The following is a 25,609-nucleotide window of genomic DNA, read 5'->3' as shown; positions in this document are numbered from 1 at the left end:
CTGGCTGAACCCGGAAAACCAGAGCCTGGAGGACACCGAAATTAAAGATAAAGCAGCATAGAAAATTGGACAACTATCTTGACAAACGTCGGTCCCCTACTGCTGAGTGAAATTCAATAACTTCCTCAATTATATCGCCTGTTTCCTGCCAACAAACCCAGTCCGGCCAGGAACAGACCCAAAGCCGGAGGAATCGGTGTAGCAAGCAACGGCACCTCACCTGGAGTCGGGATCGATGAAAGACTGAAATCCAGACTATTATCCTGACTATCGGTCAGATAGATATCACGCACCAGACTTTGACCCGCCATCGTATCGGGTGCAGGCAGGTTCTCACCAAAAAACTGTGCCGAGCTGAAATCACCGTAACCAATGGCATCCCATATCTGCGATGAATCCCTTAACAGCAATGAATCCGGGCCATTTTGCAGATCAATAGAGGCTATCAGATCCGCATTGGCGACCTGTGTACCCCCACCACTCATATTATCAGCGATAACAAAGACACCATCCGCTGGAATCACCCCGCTCAATTCAACATTAAGGTAACTCGACCCATTACTGCCATTAATCGCCTCAAGATAGAGATCATCCAAAGACATCCCTGGTGAACCATAGAGTTCAACAAAGACACGCCCCGAATCCGAGCCAACAGCATCATAAAATAACTCTGATATTAGAATATTCGCCCGAACGGGTGAAACTGAAAAACCGACTAGTAAGGTAGCCGTACATCCACATACTCGCATCCACTGCTTCATTGTATTTATCCTTTTAACATCCATGTATCACAATCCATGTGATTACTATCCTTGTAGAAACTATCCCTGGCTTATCTCTTTAATCCGTTAAAGAAAAAAATAAAAAATTGTAAAAATGCCTTGGCAGACTCCATTGCTAAAGGGTATTTCCATATCTAAGGAGTCCTTTCAACCCTTCAAGGCATTTCCACAACATAACTAAGCGTGAGTAATAATAGACAAAGACAAGGAGAATGTAATTAGTATAATTCTGATTATTTTGTAAGAATATTCTTACACGGCAATCAATAAACCATTAACAAGATGTTAATCACCAAAAGAATAGCACTGATCATCTGCCAGGTACGCACCGGATTACGCTTTATAAGAGGGACATAATCTTTCTTCACCAGCGATGAATCGGCATGATTTAGCGCATAAACAAATTCAGATAAGAGAGAAAAACGATTATCCGGATTAATAAGCACAGCTTTTTCAATCGCCTTATCGACCCAGATAGGTATCTCCGGATTAAAATGCTTAATAGAAATATAATTCACACGCTTGATATTACGCGCCGTCATCTCCTTGCCGTAGGGCAAATGCCCGGTCAACATCTCATAGGCAATGATTCCTAATGAATAAATATCGGAACGATTGCTTCCTGGATTACCCACATGATATTCAGGCGCCGTATAATTAATCGTGCCCAGGATATTATTCACTTCGATAGGCAGCATAATCTCTTCAATACCAGCAATCTTGGTGGAACCAAAATCAATAATCTTTAAGGTGTCATGCTCATCAATGAGTATATTTTCCGGTTTCAAATCCTGGTGAATCATTTCCAGGCGATGAAAGCTACGCAGCCCACGCGCAATCTGTTCAATAAAGGCGCGCACCTGACTCAAAGAGGGTCGCGCATTATCATCCAGCCACTGACGCAATGAACACCCTTCAATGTATTCGGTAATATAGTACAGCGCGGTACGTCTGCGTTTAATCTCCAACACCCGCAGCACATGAGGGTTATTAATTCTTCTTCCAGCCCATTCCTCATGCAAGAACTGATTGATATATTCCGGATCATCCAGATAATTCACCGAGGGTGCCTTCAACACCACCTTGTCACCGGTATCGCTATCCTCAACCAGATAAACCTCAGTACGTTTGTTTGAAAACAGATGGCGTAACACTTTGTAACCATCCAGTATCAAACCGGGTTCCAGTGGGGGCGGAAATGGAAGCTCGGTCAACTTTTCATAAAACTCATTTTCATTTTCGCTAGGTAAATGCGTTACCTCGATAATCTGGCAGGTCAGATTATCATCACTCTTATTGAGCAATGCCTCTTCAACAATCTCCCTGGCGGCAATCTCGGGTTTATGCTGATAATCCTGCAGAATCGACTTAATCATGCTATCGGCAATAAATTCATACACACCATCTGTCAACTGAATAAAGACATCACCGGTTTCAAGCGACAAGGTTTTGTAGTCAATATCAACCCGCAGATCAATACCCAATGCACGCGATAGATAGGTCTTTTCATCACTTACAAAAAAACGATGATCCTGGGTGAGTTGCTCCAGCTCATTATTGCGTAAACGATAGATACGGGTATCACCCACATGAAAGATATAAGCCGTGTTGGACTTGAAAATCAAAACACTCAGGGTAGTCACCATCCCCTTATGACTTTGATATTCACGTTGCCCTTGTCCATGCAGCCAGCGATTGAGCGCGGCAAGGATCTTCTGACCAGAGTTCTTAACCGACCAGGTCTCCGGCGTACTGAAGTAATCACTCAAAAAGCTCTTAACACAGGTCTCGGATGCCTGCTTGCCATTATCACTGGCACTCATCCCGTCAGCAACAACCACCGCAATACCCTTGGTCGTTAACAAGGGCTCATCAGGCACCAATACACCACAGGAATCCTCATTTTGCGGTTTTATCCCGGCAACACTGTAATGGCCATTTATGATTTCTAATGATGGAGTCATTGCTTGATTATATACTAAGCAACCTAATCAACCTCAATCATCTGCACAGTACCATCCGGCATAATCTCTGCCATCTGCTCTTTCGGATCTTCCAGCAAGAATGCAATCAATAGAAAAACCACTATAGCAAAGACCGCGATCACCATAAAAAACACATCGGTTGCAACAAATGACAACACCGTCAGGAAGGTAACGGCACCCACATTACCGTAGGCGCCTGTCATACCGGAGATCTGCCCGGTTAAACGACGCTTGACCAAAGGGATAATGGCATAAACCGCCCCATTGCCCGCATTAACAAATAATGAACAGAAGACAACAGCGCTAATCGCCAGTGACAGACTCCATTCACTGGTTATCAGGCTCAGTAGATAATAGCCTACACCCACTCCAGCCATGAGAATAGTTAGCGTTATCTTACGACCAAAGCGATCACTAAACCATCCGCCAGCAGGACGCATAATCAGATTCAGTCCGGCAAAAACCGAGGCAACCAGCCCGGCCTGCACAGCAGACAGGTTAAAGGTATCCATAAAGAACAAAGGCAGAATAGAAACCACCGCAAGCTCAGAACCGAAGGTCACCATATAGGATAAATTCAACACCGCAACTTGCTTGAATTTATAACGTTCAATTTCAGGCACCTGCTCAGTAAAGACATGCTTGTTAATCTGGTAGATACGGATAGTCTGAAAGACATATAAACTCACCAGAATAACGTAGATTATCGTTGTCACACCTTCACTTAACATCGCCAGATTACCAGGACTTAACTTCCAGGTGAGTACCGCCAGTGCAGCATATAACGGTATATTCATCACCAGGTATAAAAAGAAATCAAACCTTGAGGTAATCTCCAACGCACCATTTTTCTTTGGCTTGAAGTAGGTTGATCCCTTTGGCGTATCGCTGACACTAAAGAAATAAACCGCAGAGTAAATTAATGCGACCACACCCGTGCTACCGACCGCCCAACGCCAGCCATCATCACCACCAAACATCAATGCCACTGTCGGCAATAGCACCGCAGCACCCGCCGAACCGAAATTACCCCAACCACCATAAATGCCCTGCGCCAGACCAATCTGTTTTGCTGGAAACCATTCGCCGATCATGCGTGTGCCGATAACAAAACCAGCACCCACAAAACCTAGCAGGAATCGCATCAAGGCCAATTGCTCATAATCCTCCGCCATAGCAAAACCAAAACAGAGAAAACTGGAAACAAACAACAACATGGAAAAGATACTGCGGGGGCCAAAGGCATCAACCAGCATGCCAATAATAATTCGGGCAGGGATAGTCAATGCCACATTTAATATCAGCAAGGTCTTGATCTGCTGCGTGGTCAGCCCCATTGAGTCACGCATCATTGCTAATAAAGGGGCATGATTAAACCAGACAAAAAAACTGATAAAAAAGGCCATCCAGCTCAGGTGCAGGATGCGCATCTTGCCATTAAATGAGAATAGATTTAGCCTGCTTGTATCAATCGACATCTTCTTGTTCCTGTAAACTCAAGTCTTCACGATATACCCAACCTCATGCAATGCCTGTGCCAATATCGCAACATATTGAATACAATAATATAAATAAGGTTTTAATACCTTAAAAATAAGATGTATGCACAAGCCGGGTGCGCTATTACATTAGAACACCCTTATATCACTCATTCTGGTGCAAGGGTAATTTCATGGCTATTTTCATGCGATGAATGAGTGGGTTATACTCCCTATACGAACCATGACAACATAAAACGATTAAAGCGAGATCATCATAAAGCTTAAACAAATACTGATCATTATATTTATAACCCTGTTGTCTGGATTCCTTATTCATCAATCACTGGGGCCACCCGTTGCACCCATGAGCGTTGAATTGAACTCATCCTCAGCGCTACTGGATCACTCGGTTTCATTTGATAAGCAAGTCAGTCCGATACTGGAACGACGTTGTATCGTCTGTCATGGTTGCTATGATGCCCCCTGTCAGCTTAAGTTATCCTCCAGCGAAGGTCTACGGCGTGGTGCCAGTGAAGAACGCATCTATAACCCTGAGCGCATCAATTCGATACCGGCGACACGCTTGTTCATTGATGCAAAAAATAGCGCTGAATGGCGTTCACTCGGATTTTCTTCAATACTTAACGAAGGCTCACAAAATGCCGAAGACAATCTAAAAAACTCGGTCATGTATCACCTGTTACGACTAAAACAACAACACCCACAACCGCGTGAGGAAAAACTACCGGATAGCTTCACGTTGGGACTTGATCGAGAACAAACCTGCCCAACACTTGAAACCATCGAGGACTATTCACAACAACACCCCCTGTGGGGCATGCCCTATGCCATGCCAAACCTGTCTGACACAGAATATAAAACGCTAACCGCCTGGATTGCACAAGGGGCCCCGACACCAGAAGCGCCAACCCCCTCCGCTACCGTTGTACCACAGATCAAACAATGGGAAGCGTTTCTGAATCAGACCTCCAATAAACAACAACTGGTCAGCCGTTATCTCTATGAACACCTGTTTCATGCCCATATTCACTTTGCCCTATCCCCTCAACGGGAGTTTTATCAACTGGTACGATCCAGCACACCCACGGGAGAACCCATTAATGAGATCCCGACCTTACGTCCCTATGACGACCCAGGTAATGCCCCCTTCTATTATCGCTTACTCCGCTATCATCCTGTCATTGTCGCCAAGAATCATATTGTCTATGAATTTTCTGATAAACGTATGCAGCGTTACAGAGAACTTTTCCTGAGCCAGGATTATACCGTCTCAAAACTACCCTCCTACGCGATAAGTATTACCTCCAATCCATTCAAGGTCTTTTCCGACCTGCCAGCAAACTCACGCTATCGTTTTCTACTGGATGACGCACATTTTTTCATCGAGGGTTTTGTTAAAGGCCCCGTTTGTCGGGGGCAGATCGCGCTTGATGTTATTGAGGATCAATTCTGGGTTATGTTTTTTGATCCCAGGCAGGCAATAATCACCAACAATGAGCAATTCATCGGAAAAATGGTCAATGAACTACAGTTGCCCGAAGATGAAAACAGTAACCTGGATCTACTGCGTATATGGACCGATTACTGGCAAGGGCAAAGACGCTATATGGAACACAAACAAGCCTGGTTCAAGACCATCGGTACCCACAAACTGGAGCATGCCATGAATTACATCTGGGATGGCGATGGCAAAAACCCCAATGCCACACTCACCATCTTTCGTCACTTCGATAGCGGTTCAGTCGCCTACGGACTGGTTGGAGACGACCCGGAGACGGCATGGATCATTGATTACCCGATGTTTGAACGTATACATTATTTACTGGTTGCCGGATTCAATGTCTTTGGCAACCTCAGTCACCTGATCAGCACACGAATTTATATGGATTTTCTACGCATGGAAGGCGAAGATTACTTCCTTGCCTTTCTCCCTGTCCATCACCGCAAAGAGATTCGTGATAGCTGGTATGCAGGACAACGCAATAGCATTGAAACATTATTTTCTGCCCCGCAGGAATGGTTAAACACAGAATCGGTAGTTGGTTATCAAACCGAAAATCCACAAAAAGAATTATACCAATACATTAGAAACAGGGTCTCCCGTATAGCCCCACTGGCAAAAAGCATGAATGATTGTGGGCGCATCAACTGCAAAAAGCCATCATCCATAACATCAACAAAAGATGCCGACCGCGCAATGAAAAAGATCGCACGACTACAAGGTGAACGCCTGCACGCATTCCCTGATGTCGCCTTTATCCGCGTAACCACCGATAATCCAGAGGATCATTTTGCCTATACCCTGATTCGTAACAAGGCCTACAAAAATGTCACCTCATTTCTTGCCGATGAACATCAACGTGATCGTGCCGATATTAAAAAAGACACCATCACAGTAACCAAATGGCTGGAAGGTTCATACCCCAATTTCTTTTTTTCCGTTGCGCTATCAGAGATTGAAGAATTCACAATCCGCTGTGCCTCTATCAAGACGCCAGCCGATTATGAAAAATTTGTGAGTCGCTATGGGGTAAGACGCAGTGATCCTGACTTCTGGAAATTCGCCGACTGGTTTCAGGATGAATACAGACAAAACAAGCCCGTATTATCCGGATTATTTGATTTGAACCGTTATAATAATGATTAGGGAACTGCTAGGTTTGCTATTATTACTATTGTTCTAATAGCATCTTAGGTGGATATGGATATTTAAAGGATGTAGATGCGATAATGACTCAAATCAATTCAAAGCAGACCATGTCATTTTTTATGCTCCTATTGGAGTTAAAATTCCCTTTCTTCTTTAATTTTATCCTCCTCTATGTGGTTGCTTAGGTAATCAATGAATTTTCCTAGCCATGATTGGATTTTGATGGATGGCTCTTCCGATATCCACTGTCTAACTGAATCACGAATTTTAGACAGGTGGTTACTCTCATGCCCAATCCAGGTTCCCATATGAAAATGTATGAACAAACTACCCACCATTTTATCATCATTGAAAAACTCTTCGATAATCAATCGCGTTAATTGACCACCATCATTCTGATCTACAGTTTTAGGTAAAATGTCTCGTATTAGCCAGAATCTTTCTTCTCTATCTTCATTGACCCAGTTTATGATTTCTTCTGCAGGCATGTAGCTAATGGCTCCTCTTTTTGGTTTGCTTTCATATCCGGTATCACCCAGCCAGTAAATCACTTCATAATGATTCATGATCTCTGAAGCCAATATATCAGTAACAATTTCCCAAGATTCATGTGGGTATAAAACAACAATTTTATCGGCAACCTTTGTGATGTAATCCGAATGACTATAACGTGAAATTGCTTCCATATTAGTTAAAATTTTAGCGAGCAATTCAATGCTTCGATTAGGGTGTTTTTTAAGAAATACTTCAGCAATTATGTTCCAATAGTATTCATACATCTGATCTTTATTTTTAGTCAAAAGAGTGGCTGTGAGGACATCAAATACCATTTTCTCTGGAAACTCACCGGAAGATTCTTTATCAAAATAATAATTTTGAACAAGCTGCGTACAGATAATTGCTGATGTATTATCATTATACTTCAGGAGTGTAATAATAATTTCTTGAAAAAAGTCATCTTCAATATCACTAAGGCGCTTCCCAAATGAAAATCTATCAAATGCAATGGATGTTAGCTCTCCTTCCCTTATTAAAGTAAGCATGTAGCGCAACATTGATTCGGTGAAACCGGAACGTATGATGCAATCTACTGCAATTTCTCGAAGATCTTTATTGTGTAATAAGCAATTTAATCGTTCTTCCCAGCGCACAGCATCATGTGTGCGAAGGCCAGCCAAATAACCACCAATAAAGATGCCATTAATATCATTACTTTTTAATTGAATATGCGAGAAGATTTCTTCATCAAATATAGGGGTGGCAAGCTTGCCGCATTCCACGCCTAATTCAGGCAGTCTATGACCACTTTCCCGAACCAACTTGTTTAAGTTTTCTGAAAAGATATTGATATCATTCATGTACTCTTTAGCCAATTCGCGTACACGTTTGCTAGGTAAGTCTAATTTCTTGTATTTTTCTCCGCGGAACATATAATCCTCGTCCCAATTGGTATGTAGAACATATCGATTGGTTCGCTCCCACAATGACTCACCAGTTAATAGCTTATCAAGCTTATGAATTTTAGTGAGCATTTTTTTATCCGGCTTTTTATGTCTTTGCTGTAGCTCACATATAACAAATTGGGTAAGTAACTTTCGGTTAATCTCATCATCATTGGCAAGGTCAAATAAGATATCCATCACCTCATTCGACATCTCATCGATTCTGATCAGCCCTCTGGCCGCGTTGACTAAAACATTAGCAGCCTGATTTCGGTCAGCAGTGTTAAATCCTTTCATTTCATTGTGTAGAAAACGCAATACCTCACGCCAATAATCAAACAATTCTCCATAAGTCGTAGGATACCAAAATTCAATTGGTGGCCTCAGCCCTTGATATTCAGCACCTATCATCCTATAACCACCACGAGTTTTTAGCCATTCTTGACATAATTCTAAGCCTAATGCTCGCTTATTCACATCGCTACTTTTCACCAGTTCTTTTAAGAAAGGAATTCGTTTCGACGGTGCTGCTTCAGTAGGCGCCCACCCTAGACCAGTGCTGAACAGCTTTAATAGAAGTCCTTTGGAATTATTTGAATAAGTACTATTCTCCGTTAATACAATTAGAATCAATATATTTACTGAACGAATAAAGAGACTATCCCAAACAGAGATTTTTCCTAATGCCCAAACTATGTCTTGACGACCTGCATCCCATTTATACAGATCCTCATATGTCCAAGTATTAATCGTTCTTTCCAACAATGCAAGTGTGGCAATAGGATCTGCTTCTGCTAAGTACTTTATAAACCGAAGACCAACTTCTGATTTCATGAATGATTGATTTGAGAATGGACCTTTTGGAGATAAAATCTTTTTTACTACATCTTGAGCTGGAGCGGCCTTATGAGCGTAAATAAATAACTGTAAAAACCAGTGTTTCATGCTGGTGGGGACTTTCTCTAAAAAGGTTATAAACTCAAATCCTCGCCCGTAGTTATCCCAAAACTCAACCCAGAGATGAATATGTAAAGCTTTAGGTACAATAAATAATGTGTGTCGACCCTGTAATACCCGCTTGTTTCGATAGTGCTGTACAATTATTTGGAATCTGCCCCAAGTCATTGTTGGATCAACCTCTTTGATGAGGTTGCAAATAAATTGACCTTCTTCACTCACTGGCGATTCAAAACCGAAGCGGTGAAACAAAGCAATATGACGCATCACAAGCCTGTGTTGCTCTGCATCACGGCTATCCATTGCTTTATGACCAATGATAAAACGATCCCAAATAGGTACATCTGCCGGTGATTTGAGAATATCTTCAGGATTACTTTTAAGATTTTCACCAACAGCGTGTGCGACACGAGGTGATCCACTACACCAAGTAGCCCAATTGTGTAGATCCATATTTTTTTGAAGATAAGAGTGCAAAATATTTTTAATTTGCTCTTCTTGCAGTTGCGGACAAATAATACTCTTCATGGTGCTGTCATGAGTTTCATCTGATCCATGATCGATTGTGATTAATTTGATTCCACTATGACCTTTCAATGCCGACCAAATTGATGATCTGTCACGATCATCACAATCATCTATGACTAAGGTAACAGAATAGTGCTTTTCTGATTTGAGAAGCTCATTGAATAATTTGCTTTTCTGAAAATCTTCACCTGTTGGGACATAAATCACTGATGGCGCTATTTCATTAGTAGAAACAGACTCAAGAACAAGTCGAGTCTTACCAATACCAGGTTCACCAATTATTCGGATGTGCTGTACAGTATCATCTTGTAAGGTTGTTCGTATGTCTTGTATTAAGGTTTTTTGTTCATCTCCAAGCTCTAACGGTAGCTGCATTTGAGCCTTTCCACGCCAGCCTGCAATAGACAAAAAACCACCTTCGTCTAAGCCAAATAAGGAAAGACAAATAGATGGATATTTATCTAACTCGCTGACTAGCTGACCTTGCCCAAACACCCCAACCTTTGGACTTTTATAACCGCAGGCCTCAAATAACTTAGTAAGTTCATTTATTATTTTTGTATGTTGATTTGGCAATAGATCATGGCCAAAAGTAATAAGAGCATATGTTCCATTTTTATCAAGGCAGTTTTTTAATTCGTCGCCTAATAATTTTTTAGAGGGTTTAGCAGTCGATTTTCCAAATAATTCTCTCTTTAAGGCACTGGGTTGCCATGGCTTGAAGCTAGGCCCCGTTTTTATTTGAAAGTGCGTGCTACCCTTAGATAACAGGGAGCTGGATGTAGGGGAATTATCTACTTTTGCATCAACCCCACCATCTTTTATGTTGATATTTAATGATACCACCACATCCTTCGAGCTTAACCCATTCGCAATAGCTTCACATCGCAATAAACCAAGAAAAACGCTGGTGCCTAATGCCGCATCTAACTTACCCAACTCACTAGGCGCTGGAGCAAATATTGATAGTATTGGTCCAAGATTTGACTTAATTGTTCCTAGACCTGCTTGGATTTGTACATTCTGAACGTTCATATTAACGCGTAGCCCGGCTTTTGTTGCTAGTGTGACAAGCGCATCCAGGCTGAATTTATCAATTCGATCTTTGAGTAAATCATTCAAACGAGGCTGGGTAATACCAAGATCACCAGCTTTTTCGGCTTGTGTGCCAGAGCGTTGTTTAACATGCTCACGTAATGTTGTCATTAGTTCTGCACGTTCCTTAATATCTACAAATGACTCACGTTTAGTTTTTGGTGATTTAGTCATAATGTCTAATTTACCTTCCATTTTTGAATTGATGCAGAATTTATATCAATTCCGATATAATCAAGTTTATATCAGAACTGATATAAATGTCAAATAGTGGCTATGCTAACGCTTCAGGGTGCCTATTCCCCCTCTGTCAGGATAGTTATCGCCTCACTTAGATTATTAGAATAGAAGCTGTGGTGGGTGCTAGAGAGTCAATAATGAATCGTTATTCATCCGAACATAAAGAATCGGTAATACAGAAGATGATGCCACCACAGAACATTTCGATGACCCATCTAGCTAAGGAGGCCTACATTTCAGATGTCACCCTGTATAATTGACAAAACAAGCCCGTATTATCCGGATTATTTGATTTGAACCGTTATAATAATGATTAGGGGGTTACTATGAATAAAACACTCACACTCATCCGTCATGCCAAGTCCTCATGGAGCACACCCGGCGCAAACGACCACGACCGTATCCTCAACGAACGCGGCCTCATGGATAGCCCGCAGATGGGCAAGGCATTGTCTGAACGGGGTGTTCATTTTGATATGATCCTGTGCAGCACGGCAAGGCGAGCTATGCAAACACTGGACTTACTGTGTGAATATCCACTTGCCGATAAAGAGGCTATCCATTACCTGGATGAGCTCTATTGCGCAAGCACCGATAAACTCATCAGCATTATTCAGCAAGTGGATAAGCAATATAACGATATAGCCATTGTCGCGCATAACCCAGGGCTTGAAGATCTGGCGAATAAACTCATCTCTGGAAGAATGAACAACATGGCAACTTGCTCAGTGGTGCAGATTGGTTTTGATATCGAAGACTGGGATCAGGTTAATACCCATACCGGTGAGCAACAACTCGATATTAATCCAAAGAACCTCTAATCACCTTTAAATATATCTTCACCACCCACCACAATCGTTACCATACGATCAGGATTAATACGCCGACGGAATGCGTCATGGATCTCATCCCGAGTAAGCCGACTGATATTTCCATTAAAGTCTTCCAGATAACTCAATGGCAATCCATAAAAACCAATCATCGACAGATACCCGATCATCTTGCCATTGCTATCAATACGCAAGGGAAAGCCACCGGTAATATGCTGTATTGCTGCCTCCACCTCATCTTCCGTTGGCCCGCTTGTAACAAAGTCCGTTAGTGTCTTACGTGCCACCTGCAACGCTTCGCCCACCTGATCATTACGCGTTTGTAAACCCAACATAAAAGGCCCTTTTCTTTGCATCGGCAGGAAATAACTGTAGGCACTATAAGCAAGACCTCGCTTCTCACGCACCTCATCACTCATGCGTGAGACCAGACCACCCCCACCGAGGATATAATTCCCGGTATAGAGCGCATAATAATCCGGGTCACCCCGATAAACGCCCGGTTGCCCCATCAGTAAATGGCTCTGTTGCGAAGGGTGATGGATATATTGCTGAGAGCCTGTCTCCAGATCAGCGACAGATGCCAATGCTGCTGCCGCGTGACCTTTGGGCAGGTCACGGGTAATACGCCTGGCAATCGCCTCTGCCTGTTCCCTGTCAACATCACCGACTATCGACACCACCGCATTCTGCGCAACATAATAACGTTGATAAAAGGCCTTTACCTGTTGCAGACGAATGGCCTCGACACTTTCCCGGTTTCCAGCAGGTGATGTTGCATAAGGATGCTTATTATAGATAGCGCGGTAAAAGGCTCTGCTCGCAATCGCGCCAGGGCGTTCCTGCTCCATCTTCAAACCAATCAGCGTCCGTTCACGTTCACGCTTAAAATCAGATTCATTAAAATCGGCATGACTCAATACGCTGGCAAAAACCTGTAAGGCATCATCCATTAAATCCGCCTGACTTAGAGTGCGCAGAGATAACCACGCCATATCACGTTCAGACCCGGCACCCAAGTGGGCACCAAGCCCGTCCATACGTTGTGCAATGGTGTCAGCATCCATCCCGTCAGCACCCTTATCGAGTAGCGTATTGGTCAATGCTGCCAGACCGGGCAAGGCATCATCATGGGTAGAACCCGCAGCAAATACCACCCGCACATCCAGCATGGGTAACTCGGGTGCGGCAATAAAGTAGACCCTGGTACCCTGGCTGGTCTGCCAATGCTGAATATCTATATCCTGTGCGTACAGGTTCTGACTGGTCAGGAAAACAAAGAACAAAGATGATATATAAAATAACCGTCTCATTTCACATCTCCTGTTGAAGCTGCCGTCGTCTCTGGCACCAGAGTCGCAATAGTCAAATTATTTTCAATCAGATAATCACGCGCTGCCTGTTGAATCTGTTCCACCGTGACCGCCTGTATTCGTTTGACATAATCATCACCCTGCTGCCAGTCCAAACCGGATGCCTCCAGCATACCAATCTGCATCGCCTGATAAAACATCGAATCCTTTTCATAAACCGCATCAGCCACCACCTGTGCCTTGGCACGCCGCAACTCTTCTAATGTTACCGGCTGCTCACGCAGCAGAGCAATCTGCTCACGCAACGCCTGTTCCAGTTCGTTAATAGTATGCCCATTGGCCGGAACGCCTTGCAGGATTAATAAACTCTGTTGGCGCGCATACAAGTCATAACCCGCACCTGCCGTTGCTGCCACCTGTGACCCACGCACTAGTGAACGGCTCATACGCGCGCCATCACCACCATCCAGTATCCATGCCAGCACCTCCAGCGCATAGGCATCTTCGGTATTTTCAGCCGTACGCAATACCGGCACCTTGTACCCCATCATGACAAAGGGTAGTTTCGCCTCGGCATGCACCTCAATACGACGCAGACCGCGTTGTTTAACCTCAGTACGTTTTTTGGCAGGCTTGATAGCCACCGCTGGAATCGCTGAAAAATATTTCTTTGCCAGCGCATATACCGCATCAGGATCAACATCACCCACCACCACAATCAACGCATTATTCGGCGCATACCACAAGCGATACCATTCTCTGAGGTCATCCAACTCCATCTCCTCTAAATCCTGTTGCCAGCCAATCACCGGATTACGATAAGAGCTATTCATAAAAGCGGTAGCATTAAAGTGTTCACGCGTTAGTGACTTAGGCTTATCCTCAGTACGCATACGGCGTTCTTCCATCACCACCTGAACCTCTTTAACAAACTCCTTTTCCTGTAGCTTGAGTCGGTGCATACGATCCGATTCCAGCTTGAAACTGACCTCGATACGCGATTTTTCCATACGCTGAAAATAAGCCGTGTAATCCCGCCCGGTAAAGGCATTCTCACGACCACCATTACGTGCAATAATGCGAGAAAACTCACCCGGCTCATAGTTATCCGTACCCTTGAACATCATGTGTTCCAGCACATGAGATATCCCGGTATGCCCATCCAGTTCATAACTGGAACCCACCTTGTACCAGATCTGGGATACCATTACCGGGGCACGATGATCTTCCTTAACAATTAAACGAAGCCCATTATCAAACACATACTCACTCACCTTGTTTTCTGCAATCACATTCGATGCAAACAAGACCAACAACACCCACCCAAACGCTTTAAGCATTCAATATCACCTTAGTAAAAAATACCCATGAAATAGTAATGACACCCGAATAATCAGAAGTTCCCTGCTACCACTATGCACTACACGCATATCACAACCGCCAGAAGCTTAATTACTACCTTCTTTTATCGCCTGACGACGCTTCTCTGCTTCATTTTTAATCATCAACTCAAGCTCTTTTGCTTTTTCAAGCGCCTGAATCTGACCTTGAAAAACAGGTTCACTGACCGTTTTTTCCGGAGCCACCTTGTCTTCCCCACTGGAACAGCCAATACCCGAAACAATGGCTGAAAACACTATCAATCGACCTATATTTATCATCATATTTCCAACATCCTGATTGGTGTTAATTAATTTTATAAAACTCATCGTCCCTACCACATACAGTCGCCAGTTATTTAGACGCTATTTTTTCTAAGCGCTCCGCCAACCAAACTTTTATAATAGATTGACGTGTAACACCTAAATGTTTTAGCTTTCATAGAAACTCATACAATAATTATTGCGATGATTGTAACCAGCCCCATGTCATACGCCACATCACCAAACTTCCTCAACTGATGGATCATCATAGCGTTCCAAGCTTGCTAACCATTCAGACATATCTTCTTTTATCACTTCTTTTAAGTCACTAAGGTCTTCTTTATCTATCTGCTTCTTCTCATGCATAAAGGTATAAAACTTTTTGAGACTTGTTGCGTTGCCCTTAATAGTTGACCGACTTGCCCACATCGCCTTTTTTATGAACCAATATCCAAGAAACATGCTTACAGAGGATGCACCATCTTTTGCCTCAGTTATATCATCGTACAACAGATAGTCGTTTACGTAGAAATCAATATTCGAAACATGATTATTTATCGTCTTTTCCGACAGACCTGATGATTTTAGCCACGCTTCAAACTCCATTAACAAGCATTCGTTGGCTTTTCTTATCTCTTCGCGATTTTCTTCGCGCTTCTCGTAATCCATTTAAAATACCCTGTGTTTTAAAAAAAAGGGACAGAGGATTATTTAATCCCTCCGTCCCCTTTTTATAACCGGTCATTTATAAGATTGTGGTTGAATCATTGCTGGAACAACCTTACCACTCATTAATACCACATAAATATTATATTTTAATTTCATGGCCTTGTTAGCAACTTTAATTAAATAGTGCCAGTGTTTCTTATGTTTTGGTATTTTTCTTATTTCTATTTCACTTATAACATCTACTTTATTTTCATCTTTGTTAAAATCATTGACCGCTTTAATAGCATCGGCAACAGTCAAAGGAAGAGCTGTTTTACCTGGAATCCATTCAGGACTGTTATTAATATATTCTTTGCTTATAAATGCGACCATCTTTAAATCATCAAATTGCTCTACAATTTCAACTTTAGATTGATATGAATATACATTTGTAGATAAGATAAGAATAAAAATTGATACCCAACGGTATTGATTCATGTAAGGATTCCCCTTGTTTTTGTTACATTTCAACTTAATACTAGTGTGCCTTTGTACGCTTTATTTTAACACATTAAGTTAATCCAGATTCAGGTCAAATTATTTTTACTGATTCTTAGTTAAGCCCAAAGAAAAACAAGCATGGCAGGTGGATATATTATAAAGATACTTGCTGTTATCATAGCTACCATTACTTCAACGACAGGTTAGAGTTTCCATGTTTGGCTTCAAGCGTAAAAAAGACCCTGAAGAGACGGCTGTAACACCAAGTACAGAGCCAGAAAAGCCCAAAAAAGGCCTTTTTGGTCGCTTGCGGGACGGGCTATCCAAAACCCGTAGCGGGCTGGTTGAGGGCATATCTAACCTTGTGCTGGGTCACAAGGAGATTGACGATGAACTACTGGAGGATCTTGAGACTCAATTACTGGTTGCGGATATTGGTATTGAAGCAACCCAGCGCATCCTCAAGGATCTGACCCAACGCGTTGCACGCAAACAACTCAAGGATGCCGACAGCTTAATGTCTGCCCTGCGTGAGGATATGCAGGCGATCCTCACACCCTGCACGATACCTCTGAATATCGACACCAGCAATGGTACCTTTGTCCTGTTAATGATCGGGATTAATGGCGCTGGCAAGACCACCACCATTGGCAAGCTGGCGCGCCGTTTCCAGGATCAGGGTAAAAGCGTGATGCTGGCTGCCGGTGATACCTTTCGGGCAGCTGCGGTGGAACAACTACAGAGCTGGGGCGAACGCAATGACATCCCGGTGGTGGCTCAACATCAGGGAGCTGATTCGGCATCGGTGCTCTACGATGCCCTGCAATCGGCACAGTCTAAAAACATCGATATCCTGATCGCGGATACTGCGGGTCGTCTACATACCCAATCGAACCTGATGGAAGAACTGAAAAAACTCAAGCGTGTGTTACAGAAGCTGGATGCCAATGCACCCCATGAGGTGATGTTGGTGCTGGATGCGGGTACGGGTCAAAATGCCATCAATCAGGCCACTCAATTCCATGCGGCTATGGGACTCACCGGGATCACCATTACCAAACTGGATGGCACTGCCAAGGGTGGTGTCATCTTCGCTATTGCGGAACGCCTGAGCATCCCTATTCGTTTTATTGGTGTCGGTGAAGCCATCGAGGATCTACGTGAGTTTCATGCTGATGAATTCATTCAGGCACTCTTTGAACAGGAATGATCCGCTTTTCCAACATATGCAAACGCTATAATAATGGCCCCGAGGCTCTGAGCGGGATCAACCTGTTTCTGGATAAGGGTAGCCTCAGTTTTCTAACCGGCCACTCAGGTGCCGGTAAAAGCACACTATTACGCCTCATCGCCCTGCTCGATCGCCCCACACGCGGACAATTGATTGTTGATGGTGATAACCTTAGTCGCATCCCTGCACGCAAGATCCCTTACCTAAGGCGTAAGATCGGCATCATATTTCAGAATCATCGCCTGTTAATGGATCGCACGGTATTTGATAATGTGGCTCTGCCCCTGATTATCGCAGGCTTCCGACATCAGGATATTGCACGCCGAGTACGCGCCGCACTGGACAAGGTGGGTCTATTGGATAAGGAGCGTAAACAACCCATCAGCCTGTCGGGTGGTGAGCAACAACGAGTGGGTATTGCCCGTGCCGTGGTACACAAGCCCCGCATCCTGATTGCTGATGAGCCTACCGGTAATCTTGATCCTGAACTATCGCGCGAGATCATGGGTTTATTCGAACAATTCTCCCAGGTGGGTGTGACGACCCTGATCGCATCCCACGATCTCGCCCTGATCGCACAGATGCATCACAACATATTAACCTTGGATCAGGGGCAGCTTATTCATCCTGAGGATCGCTTTATTCCATGAAAAAAAAGAAGCCCTCTACTCGTAAACCCGTGCGTAGCCTTAAAGACATATTACGCAACTATCTACTGCGTCATGCCCAAACACTCATTAGCAGCCTCGGTCGACTCTGGCTAAAACCTATCGCCAGTCTATTGACCATTGCCGTTATTGCCATCACCCTTGCCCTGCCCGGTGCCATGCTGATCCTGCTCGACAATCTGAAACAGGCACAGATTAACTGGGATGGTGCCACCAGCATCTCACTATTTCTGAAACAAACCGTCACCGAACAACAGGCTAGAAAACTGGCTGGCGAGATTCATTCATGGCCGGAGATCGAACAGGTCAGGATTATCACCAAACAACAGGCACTGGAAGAATTTCAACAATACCCCGGCCTTGGCAATCTCATTCAGCAACTGAATAAAAATCCTCTACCCACGGTACTGGTACTACAACCCGGTGATCTTGATCGCTATCTAAGCCAGTCCCTGTTGCAACGACTACAACAACGCCCCGAGGTTGATCTGGCACAACTGGATCTGGAATGGGTCAAACGCCTGTCGGCAATATTGGCTATTTTTGAGCGCATTATTCTTATTATTGGTAGCTTGTTGGGGCTTGCAGTATTGCTGGTCACCGGCAACATCATCCGCCTGGAGATTCAGAGTCGCCATGAAGAGATCGAGATCACTCAACTGATCGGTGCCACCAACGCCTTTATTCGTCGCCCGTTTCTCTACACCGGGCTCTGGTATGGTCTACTCGGGGCACTACTCGCCTGGATCATGATCGGCATCAGCTTCTGGTTACTCAGTACACCCGTACAAGCACTGACTGAGCTCTATCACAGCGCCTTTCAACTCTCCGGCATGAGTCTGAGCTGGGGACTGGCGCTGTTGGGTCTGGGGACGCTATTGGGTTTGATCGGAGCCTGGATTGCTGTAGCCCAGCATCTTCATCGCATACAGCCGCGTTGACTTGCTATGCATTCCCACGCGGGAGCATGGGAACGAGAAAGGTCAGTCCCCAGGTTCCGTTAACTCAAGAGACCGGGGGTGACTCCTCTCTATCAGAGACCCTTGCCCGCATGGACGCGGGCGTGGAGCCTACACGCCTACATGGATGTAGGTAGGTAGAGCAATGCAGGAGCAATTGCCGAGGATGTATTCACGGCGTGTCTCTGATAGAGAGGAGCCAGCCCCGGTCTCGAACTTACCAGACCTATATTTTCTCAAGCAAATAAAAAATGCCCGCTTATGCGGGCATCTTCACTAACAACAGTAATAAAGAAAATTACTTCTTCTTAGCCGTCAGCTCAACATCAAGATCCTTCGCTGCCTTCATCATCCACAGGTTCATAAACCCAGCAGCCGCATTACCCTGATCAGCACCACCATTACCACTACCATTCATAACAATATCAGGCACCCATTTCTGCTTGCCCAGTTCCTTGGACAATACCGTCATCACCTTCACGTAGGCATCCAGCTTCTGTTCCAGCGCGCCATCAGCCTTGTAGATGAGCCGTCTTTGCTCACTCACGCCTTCACCCTCAAGGATTTGAGCCCGCTTATTATACTTCGCGGCATCAACATTTAACTTGGCAACCTTAACACCCTTATCAGCAGTAATAATGGCCTTTTCCTTTTCCAGTTTCGCCAGCGCAACCTTTTTATTAGCCGCACCCAGATCCTTCTGCTTCATTACCTTGGCCACTGCCAACTTACGTTCGGCATTGATGATAGCAACACTCTTTTCTTCTTCCGCTGCAACCTCGGCCTTTTTCTTCTTTACCATGCCTTCATATTCAGCAATCTTGACCTTCTTCTTACCAAACTCTTCAGCCGCCAGACGTTCCTGCTTGGCACGCTCTGCTGCGATCCTGGCTACGATGGTCTGTTGCAGTGCATTACGCTTGATCTTGATAAGACTCTCGGTCTCTGCCTCATAACGAATATTGGTAATCTGGAACTGTTTAAACTTGATCCCGTAACGTGCTAGAGGGTCCTCGTTTCTCAGTTTTGCACCATCCTTTACCTTAACCCTGACAACATTGTTTTCCATCGCACCACCCAATGTACCCTGATCAGAACGAGCAACCTCTTCTGTCATATAAGTACCCTGAGTCAATTGATCCTTGGCCCATTCAGAGAAGATGGCTCGTTTAGTGGTATACGACTCACCCGAATTCATCAAGGCAGCCGTTAATACTACAGACTCTTCAATAGTCGGTTTGACACCCATCTCAAGCAGATTGTTATAATCCCGAAACTTCTTGTGAACAAGTCTTAATTTGCTTCGATCAGCTGGTAGATCAAACATTGTCATCACCGAGATCCAGCCCAGACCACCATCATTAAATCGTACCTCGATCTCACTGGATAGGGAAGGATCTTTCTCCTTACTCCGGCCCGGTCGCTCGATCATGGTGCCATTAGGCCCTTTTATTTGATCGGCCTGGGCAAACTTGACGGTACCCGCCTCAGGATATTTTGTCACCGAACCAAGACACTGACAAAACAAACCCGGCTTGGAAATAATATCCACTGCCCCCGTCATCGCAGACTGTTTGACCGTAATAGTACCCGCTTCATTGGTTTCCAGCAGCCCGCCTATTGCACCGGCAAATAACAGGGCAGCAAACAAACCACCCAATACTGTCGGCTTTGCAAGACCGGTCTGTTTCATCGTCTCACCAAAATTATTCATTTTGCCCCGTGTTTCATTGGTTTCCATGATTGTCTCCACTTTTATTACTAATACGTTGTTTTATTTTTCATTTAAAAATATCACCCAGGGCCCCCGATCAGGAAAGACTCTGTAGCTTACTCTCGATTTCATTCACCAGCGCATCCTGCTTTTCACTGCCTATATGCGCCATCTTCAGGAAGTACAGTGCCACCTGATACTGATCAATGGCACCTTTCGTATTACCCTTTGCCTCTTCCTTGCTTGCCTTGGCGAGATACTCGTCATATTGCAACTGGTTGATAAAGTCATTCGCCTCTTCGATCTCTTCGCTCAACAACTCTTTATCAATACCCATATCCAGTCCTTCGCTCAGGATCGCCTGTGCAGAGGTGGCATGATTAACCTTGGCAATGGTACTCGTGGTCTCGCGCGCCTTACGCATAGACTCCTGAAACCGTCCCTTGATACCGGAATGCGTGAGCCCCCGTTTCAATGACAGTAATTCAGATAGCTGGGAGGCTGAATCCTTCCCCGGCAGCATCTCTTCCATTTGTTCAAGATGACCAATGGCGCGATCAATATGTGCCAAACGCGCCTTGAAGCCCTCGCTATCATTAAATGACTTCATGCTTTCATCAAAGTCACGTTTTACCGAACCATAATCGACATGCTTCTCCGTTTGCATTGACTGTGCACGAAGTTGCTTATTCTTCTCACTATGGTGATAAAGCCAAAGAAACAAGATCCAGCAAAAAAAGAATATTAACCAGCCCATTTTAATTCTCCATCCAAATCCGCTTAATAAAGAGCCCTGGGGCCTGAACTACTAGGATAGGCCTCCATACCATGCTCACTGATATCAAGACCAATGTGTTCTTCTTCCTGACTCACACGCAAGCCACCCAAAAGCAGACTGACCAGGTGCCAGACAAGATAACTACCACCCCCGGCAAAGACCGCAATCGCAGCAACCCCGATCAACTGAGTCGTCAACAATGACAACTCCCCGGTATAAAAGAAGCCTTCACTCAGGCTAAATAAACCAACAGCCAATGTGCCCCAGATACCGTTGACAAGATGCACCGGCACCGCACCAACAGGATCATCAATACGCCGTCTATCGAGTAACATAATAAAGTAGACCACCAACACACCGGAGACAAGTCCGATAATGACGGCACCACTGGTGCTAACCTCGGCACAACCCGCTGTAATCGCCACCAGGCCACCCAATGCACCATTAAGAATCATACTCATATCCGGTTTACCAATAAGCACCTCGGCAGCAATCAAGGCACTGATTACACCCGCTGCCGCCGCCAGCGTTGTGTTGAGTGCCACTGTGGCAATCAGCTCGCCACTTGATGCTGTCATTGCACTGCCCGCATTAAAACCAAACCAACCGAACCACAACAGGAACATGCCCAATGCCGCCATCGCCAGGTTATGCCCCGGAATAGGTGACACCCTGCCATCACGGGTAAATTTACCTGCCCGCGCACCCAGAATAATCGTTCCTGTTAGTGCCGCCCAGCCACCAACAGAATGCACCACCGAACTACCGGCAAAATCAATAAAACCCAGATCAGACAACCAACCACCACCCCATGCCCAGTGACCAACAACCGGATAAATAATGGCAACCAATACTATAGAGAAGGCAATAAATGAGAAAAACTTGATGCGCTCGGTTACCGCACCGGAGACAATATGCGCTGAGGCAGCAACAAACATCAGTTGAAATAGAACCTTGGCATACAGGGGTAAGGCCGCCCAACTAAGAGAAGTATAATCACCATAATAATAGTCACCCACCGCCGGGCTATTATCGACACCGGATAACATCCAGCCGGTCATCCCCATCAGTGAATTACCATCACCAAACATCAAACCAAAGCCCACCAGCCAGAAACTCAAACCGGCAATGGCAAAGATAACAATGTTCTTGGCAAAGATGTTCACCGTATTCTTTGCCCGACAAAGCCCCGCCTCCAACATGCCAAACCCGGCATTCATCATAAAGACCAGAACAGCCGCAATAATCACCCACACAGTATCCAGCGATACTGCAAAAACAGCCATATTCTCAGTAGCACTCATTATCAATAACCTCTTGTCTTAATTTTGCCCATAACGGTTGTCCGGTTCATTCACTGTTGCCGGCTCACCGCTTTTATCCAAACCGGATATTGTCTTAAAACTTTTCTTGTGACATTGCTGACAGGCATTGATCGCATCACCCGTCATAAATTTAATTATCCTGTTACCGGCAACGTGACCTTTATGGCAGGTGGTACACGACACCTTTTCCATCGGCCAGTGATTCTCTTCGGCATGAAAGACCGTATCAGGATCACCCTGTGTCGACTTGCCTCGGGTGTGACACGTCAGGCAGACCTGTGCCGATGGGAGTTCGCCCTTGGTCTGACCTGATTCATGGCAGACCTGACAATCGGCATCAGACCCTCTTTGTTTGAATACATAGCCATGGAATCCGGCCAGCGTTTTGATATCATGTAATGGCGCAGCAAAGTCCTGACTCAATTCGCTGTGTAAATGGCAGCTAATACAGCTTTCATCACTCGCCTGAGCAGGTGCCAACAGTAACGAAGCAAGCCCCATCACCAACATCAATAGAGACAACCGATTAATCCTCATCGGCTTTCTCCTTTTTTGATTCTATCTCCATCAATTCAAGCGGATGATCATGCTTCATCACCTTGTACTTGGTCTTGCCGGTTAACCATGAGGTATCCATCGGGAACACATCAGGATTCAGGAACACATGATAGAAATGCTGCACAAAGATGACCAGCACCGCCAGGATTGCCTCCCAACCGTGTATCAACTGCGCATAAAAAACAAATTCAACTGGAATCCAGCTTGCCAGTGGAGAGAAATTCCACATCAATAGCCCGGTTGATATAACAATGAAACCACCGATCACTGTCGCCCAGTATTCCACCTTCTGATACCAGGCATAACGGTACATCAACGGCATTTTATCGGCTCTGCCAAACAGATAACTAGTGTGCAAAAAGGCATCAATAAAATCTTTTTTGCTAAGGAATATCTTACCCGGTGGTTTCAACTTGAGCAGATAGGGCAATAGATGAATAGCCGCCAACAGCATAAAGACAATCGCGGCAATGCGGTGAATAATAGAACGCAGTTCTTCACCACCTGACATCCACACCACTGCCTCAGAAAGCACTGACTCAGGGAATTTAAGCGAGAGACCCGTTGCTGCCAGAAGAATAAATGACAAAGCCCAGAAGAAATGCTGTAAACGCCAGGAGATAGAGAAGCGTTTCACACTCGGTTTATTATCATCCTCACTACTGGAGGCACCCGCCTGGGTCTTTTTCATATAATCGCGTGTGGAAAGCAAGGTGAAAAACCCGACAATACCAATAATCATCGCCAGATAGGTCGAATCAATCATGGAGGCAACCGAGAAAGGCCCGGCCGTTACCGGATCACGGAAATGAGTCACCTTACGCGTGGAATCACCGCTTAAATTTTGTATCAGCAGGGCATCAGCACCGGCACCGGCATTAATGGCATCACCATGACAACCGGCACATAGACCACCAATATTATCGGCATGAATAAACGAGGCAGGGGAATCGGTGGGTACTTCATGACCTCGATGACAATAGATACAGGTCGGAGCCAGGGTATTCCCTAAATGAAATTGCTTGCCGTGGAAGGTCTTCATGTAGGAGCCGAGGGCATCCTTATGGCATCGACCACAGGTATTGGTATCATTACCCCGGTAGATCTTCGATGCCTTGCTGGTCACCAGGGGTGCCAAATGAGGGTCATGGCAATCCACACAACTCACCGCTGTGGTCTCACTCTTGCTGTTTGCTACGCCATGAACGCTGGCATTAAATTCCGTTAATCTATCTTGATGACAACTACCACAGACCTCTATAAAGTAGGCCTTGTTTTCCTTATTATCAGGGTCAGCCACCATGGCGGCATGTGCCTCTTGCCGACTCTCTGTAGTAACCGCTGTGTAAAAGTCCTGACCCTTAACATCCTGTTTCAGATGACAATCAACACAGCTTACACCCTCCGCCGCATGACGACTCTTTAGCCAGGATCTGGCCGACTCATATCTTTCAGGTTTTTTAGTTTCTTCGTGACACGACTTACAGTCGGCTGCGCCCTCTTTTTTGGCACTATCAATGTTTGCACTGGCAGCATAACCTGCGGCTTGTGCCGTCGTAAGGAATGCCACTGATAAGCACAGACTGGTCAGTAGTATAAAGATACCACGTAACATTATTGATGTCCCTCTTCTAACAGCGATCCCGATTTACATTCCCAGTGCCCTTCATTCTCTACCACCGACTCAACGAAGCGATGATCGGTTATAGTTTTGTTTTTTGTGCTCACCACACCACTTAAACCCGCATAAAGATTCTCAAAAAATCCAGGAGCCGTTTCTTCCGTCACCGGGCGAGTGGATTGATAGCGACTATGACAAGTCAAACATAATGCCTCTCTATCAACAGACTTGAGATCCTTCACACTGTGATAACCGTTAATGCCACCCGGATCATAAATCGCCTTGCCGTCTTGAATAGACTCCACACTATGACAAGCCACACAGGTCACACCATCACGATACAACTTACCTTTCATGACATCATTAGTGGCCGCAAAGACATCACCACTAATCACCTCACCAGGCGCATGGCAGTCAAAACAATAGGCACCACTGTTCGTCCTTTCTTTTTCCAGATAGTCTTCCAGACAACTGCGAAAGCCCTGGCGACTAATAGAGTCAGCATGCGCAGAGGACTCCCAGGTATCAAAGTTTGATACATGGCAACTACCACAACTCTCCGCACGCGGCAGCCCCTTAGCCTGCACTGTCAGGCTGGCGGTCAACAGGAATAAAAACATTACGATAAGTCTCATGCGT

The 25,609-nt window shown here is 44.9% G+C and carries 20 protein-coding genes and 1 pseudogene; 5 read left to right on the top strand and 16 right to left on the bottom strand.

The features are described 5' to 3' along the window. Nucleotides 1–125: 125 nt before the first annotated feature. The 3 genes from GXP22_04375 to GXP22_04365 form a co-directional block, all read right to left on the bottom strand. Nucleotides 126–761 (bottom strand): hypothetical protein, encoded by a 636-nt coding sequence (locus GXP22_04375; GenBank protein ID NOX08716.1) that lies wholly within the window; start codon nucleotides 759–761, stop codon nucleotides 126–128. Between the two features lie 284 nt (nucleotides 762–1,045). Further along, the gene (locus GXP22_04370; GenBank protein ID NOX08715.1) at nucleotides 1,046–2,746 is read right to left on the bottom strand and encodes a bifunctional protein-serine/threonine kinase/phosphatase; all 1,701 of its coding nucleotides are present in this window, start codon (nucleotides 2,744–2,746) and stop codon (nucleotides 1,046–1,048) included. A 23-nt stretch (nucleotides 2,747–2,769) separates the two neighbouring features. After that, nucleotides 2,770–4,245, bottom strand: a complete 1,476-nt coding sequence (locus GXP22_04365; GenBank protein NOX08714.1) for a NarK family nitrate/nitrite MFS transporter — start codon at nucleotides 4,243–4,245, stop codon at nucleotides 2,770–2,772. A gap of 367 nt (nucleotides 4,246–4,612) precedes the next feature. Here GXP22_04365 and GXP22_04360 point away from each other — a divergent pair, with 367 nt between their 5' ends. After that, on the top strand, nucleotides 4,613–6,916 hold the full coding sequence (locus GXP22_04360) for a fatty acid cis/trans isomerase (GenBank protein ID NOX08713.1): 2,304 nt from the start codon (nucleotides 4,613–4,615) through the stop codon (nucleotides 6,914–6,916). Nucleotides 6,917–7,053: 137 nt separating this feature from the next. Here the strand turns inward: GXP22_04360 and GXP22_04355 are convergent, their stop codons facing one another. Continuing rightward, the gene (locus GXP22_04355; protein ID NOX08712.1) at nucleotides 7,054–11,073 is read right to left on the bottom strand and encodes an XRE family transcriptional regulator; all 4,020 of its coding nucleotides are present in this window, start codon (nucleotides 11,071–11,073) and stop codon (nucleotides 7,054–7,056) included. 434 nt (nucleotides 11,074–11,507) lie between these two features. On the opposite strand from GXP22_04355, the gene GXP22_04350 reads away from it, so the two are divergent. Beyond that, nucleotides 11,508–12,002, top strand: coding sequence for a histidine phosphatase family protein (locus tag GXP22_04350; GenBank protein ID NOX08711.1), 495 nt, complete (start codon nucleotides 11,508–11,510; stop codon nucleotides 12,000–12,002). Here GXP22_04350 and GXP22_04345 read toward each other — a convergent pair. From GXP22_04345 to GXP22_04320, 6 genes and pseudogenes are all read right to left on the bottom strand, one after another. Then, nucleotides 11,999–13,324, bottom strand: coding sequence for an insulinase family protein (locus GXP22_04345; GenBank protein ID NOX08710.1), 1,326 nt, complete (start codon nucleotides 13,322–13,324; stop codon nucleotides 11,999–12,001). The genes GXP22_04350 and GXP22_04345 overlap by 4 nt on opposite strands. Next, nucleotides 13,321–14,664, bottom strand: coding sequence for an insulinase family protein (locus GXP22_04340; protein ID NOX08709.1), 1,344 nt, complete (start codon nucleotides 14,662–14,664; stop codon nucleotides 13,321–13,323). Before GXP22_04340 ends, GXP22_04345 begins: the two co-directional genes overlap by 4 nt. Before the next feature lie 108 nt (nucleotides 14,665–14,772). Next, nucleotides 14,773–14,988 (bottom strand): hypothetical protein, encoded by a 216-nt coding sequence (locus GXP22_04335; GenBank protein NOX08708.1) that lies wholly within the window; start codon nucleotides 14,986–14,988, stop codon nucleotides 14,773–14,775. 70 nt (nucleotides 14,989–15,058) lie between these two features. Continuing rightward, a pseudogene (locus GXP22_04330) lies at nucleotides 15,059–15,130 on the bottom strand (CopG family transcriptional regulator). Between the two features lie 74 nt (nucleotides 15,131–15,204). Continuing rightward, nucleotides 15,205–15,636, bottom strand: a complete 432-nt coding sequence (locus GXP22_04325; GenBank protein ID NOX08707.1) for a recombinase — start codon at nucleotides 15,634–15,636, stop codon at nucleotides 15,205–15,207. 72 nt (nucleotides 15,637–15,708) lie between these two features. Further along, nucleotides 15,709–16,113 (bottom strand): hypothetical protein, encoded by a 405-nt coding sequence (locus GXP22_04320; protein NOX08706.1) that lies wholly within the window; start codon nucleotides 16,111–16,113, stop codon nucleotides 15,709–15,711. Between the two features lie 217 nt (nucleotides 16,114–16,330). Here GXP22_04320 and ftsY point away from each other — a divergent pair, with 217 nt between their 5' ends. The 3 genes from ftsY to ftsX are packed head-to-tail and all read left to right on the top strand — an operon-like array spanning nucleotide 16,331 to nucleotide 18,956. After that, nucleotides 16,331–17,326: a signal recognition particle-docking protein FtsY gene (ftsY, locus tag GXP22_04315; GenBank protein NOX08705.1), complete on the top strand. Its 996-nt coding sequence runs from the start codon at nucleotides 16,331–16,333 to the stop codon at nucleotides 17,324–17,326. Beyond that, nucleotides 17,323–17,997 (top strand): cell division ATP-binding protein FtsE, encoded by a 675-nt coding sequence (gene ftsE / locus GXP22_04310; GenBank protein NOX08704.1) that lies wholly within the window; start codon nucleotides 17,323–17,325, stop codon nucleotides 17,995–17,997. Before ftsY ends, ftsE begins: the two co-directional genes overlap by 4 nt. Further along, nucleotides 17,994–18,956 carry a cell division protein FtsX gene (ftsX, locus tag GXP22_04305; protein NOX08703.1) on the top strand — a complete coding sequence of 321 codons (963 nt, stop codon included), beginning with the start codon at nucleotides 17,994–17,996 and terminating at the stop codon, nucleotides 18,954–18,956. Before ftsE ends, ftsX begins: the two co-directional genes overlap by 4 nt. A 316-nt stretch (nucleotides 18,957–19,272) precedes the next feature. Here the strand turns inward: ftsX and GXP22_04300 are convergent, their stop codons facing one another. The 6 genes from GXP22_04300 to GXP22_04275 form a co-directional block, all read right to left on the bottom strand. Further along, on the bottom strand, nucleotides 19,273–20,715 hold the full coding sequence (locus GXP22_04300) for a cell envelope integrity protein TolA (protein ID NOX08702.1): 1,443 nt from the start codon (nucleotides 20,713–20,715) through the stop codon (nucleotides 19,273–19,275). Nucleotides 20,716–20,785: 70 nt separating this feature from the next. Continuing rightward, entirely contained in the window at nucleotides 20,786–21,445 is a 660-nt protein-coding gene (locus GXP22_04295; protein ID NOX08701.1) for a hypothetical protein, read from the bottom strand. A 23-nt stretch (nucleotides 21,446–21,468) separates the two neighbouring features. Then, complete coding sequence (amt, locus tag GXP22_04290) at nucleotides 21,469–22,770, bottom strand: ammonium transporter (protein NOX08700.1); 1,302 nt, start codon at nucleotides 22,768–22,770, stop codon at nucleotides 21,469–21,471. Between the two features lie 18 nt (nucleotides 22,771–22,788). Beyond that, nucleotides 22,789–23,328 carry a hypothetical protein gene (locus tag GXP22_04285; GenBank protein NOX08699.1) on the bottom strand — a complete coding sequence of 180 codons (540 nt, stop codon included), beginning with the start codon at nucleotides 23,326–23,328 and terminating at the stop codon, nucleotides 22,789–22,791. Next, the gene (locus GXP22_04280; protein NOX08698.1) at nucleotides 23,318–24,964 is read right to left on the bottom strand and encodes a hypothetical protein; all 1,647 of its coding nucleotides are present in this window, start codon (nucleotides 24,962–24,964) and stop codon (nucleotides 23,318–23,320) included. The genes GXP22_04285 and GXP22_04280 overlap by 11 nt, the downstream gene beginning before the upstream one ends. Continuing rightward, nucleotides 24,964–25,605: a hypothetical protein gene (locus GXP22_04275; protein ID NOX08697.1), complete on the bottom strand. Its 642-nt coding sequence runs from the start codon at nucleotides 25,603–25,605 to the stop codon at nucleotides 24,964–24,966. The genes GXP22_04280 and GXP22_04275 overlap by 1 nt, the downstream gene beginning before the upstream one ends. Nucleotides 25,606–25,609 lie beyond the last annotated feature (4 nt).

The sequence above is a fragment of the Gammaproteobacteria bacterium genome (assembly GCA_013151035.1).
Taxonomy (GTDB): Bacteria; Pseudomonadota; Gammaproteobacteria; order JAADJB01; family JAADJB01; genus JAADJB01.
The sequence above is the reverse complement of the archived record's forward strand: the minus strand, read 5'-3'. Positions and strand labels throughout refer to the sequence as shown.

Bases quoted from the DNA above. Each gene is read 5' to 3' on its own strand.
- GXP22_04375 (NOX08716.1), bottom strand. From the start codon at position 761: ATGAAGCAGTGGATGCGAGTATGTGGATGTACGGCTACCTTACTAGTC.
- GXP22_04370 (NOX08715.1), bottom strand. From the start codon at position 2,746: ATGACTCCATCATTAGAAATCATAAATGGCCATTACAGTGTTGCCGGG.
- GXP22_04365 (NOX08714.1), bottom strand. From the start codon at position 4,245: ATGTCGATTGATACAAGCAGGCTAAATCTATTCTCATTTAATGGCAAG.
- GXP22_04360 (NOX08713.1), top strand. From the start codon at position 4,613: ATGAGCGTTGAATTGAACTCATCCTCAGCGCTACTGGATCACTCGGTT.
- GXP22_04350 (NOX08711.1), top strand. From the start codon at position 11,508: ATGAATAAAACACTCACACTCATCCGTCATGCCAAGTCCTCATGGAGC.
- GXP22_04345 (NOX08710.1), bottom strand. From the start codon at position 13,324: ATGAGACGGTTATTTTATATATCATCTTTGTTCTTTGTTTTCCTGACC.
- GXP22_04340 (NOX08709.1), bottom strand. From the start codon at position 14,664: ATGCTTAAAGCGTTTGGGTGGGTGTTGTTGGTCTTGTTTGCATCGAAT.
- GXP22_04335 (NOX08708.1), bottom strand. From the start codon at position 14,988: ATGATGATAAATATAGGTCGATTGATAGTGTTTTCAGCCATTGTTTCG.
- GXP22_04325 (NOX08707.1), bottom strand. From the start codon at position 15,636: ATGGATTACGAGAAGCGCGAAGAAAATCGCGAAGAGATAAGAAAAGCC.
- GXP22_04320 (NOX08706.1), bottom strand. From the start codon at position 16,113: ATGAATCAATACCGTTGGGTATCAATTTTTATTCTTATCTTATCTACA.
- ftsY (NOX08705.1), top strand. From the start codon at position 16,331: ATGTTTGGCTTCAAGCGTAAAAAAGACCCTGAAGAGACGGCTGTAACA.
- ftsE (NOX08704.1), top strand. From the start codon at position 17,323: ATGATCCGCTTTTCCAACATATGCAAACGCTATAATAATGGCCCCGAG.
- ftsX (NOX08703.1), top strand. From the start codon at position 17,994: ATGAAAAAAAAGAAGCCCTCTACTCGTAAACCCGTGCGTAGCCTTAAA.
- GXP22_04300 (NOX08702.1), bottom strand. From the start codon at position 20,715: ATGGAAACCAATGAAACACGGGGCAAAATGAATAATTTTGGTGAGACG.
- GXP22_04295 (NOX08701.1), bottom strand. From the start codon at position 21,445: ATGGGCTGGTTAATATTCTTTTTTTGCTGGATCTTGTTTCTTTGGCTT.
- amt (NOX08700.1), bottom strand. From the start codon at position 22,770: ATGAGTGCTACTGAGAATATGGCTGTTTTTGCAGTATCGCTGGATACT.
- GXP22_04285 (NOX08699.1), bottom strand. From the start codon at position 23,328: ATGAGGATTAATCGGTTGTCTCTATTGATGTTGGTGATGGGGCTTGCT.
- GXP22_04280 (NOX08698.1), bottom strand. From the start codon at position 24,964: ATGTTACGTGGTATCTTTATACTACTGACCAGTCTGTGCTTATCAGTG.
- GXP22_04275 (NOX08697.1), bottom strand. From the start codon at position 25,605: ATGAGACTTATCGTAATGTTTTTATTCCTGTTGACCGCCAGCCTGACA.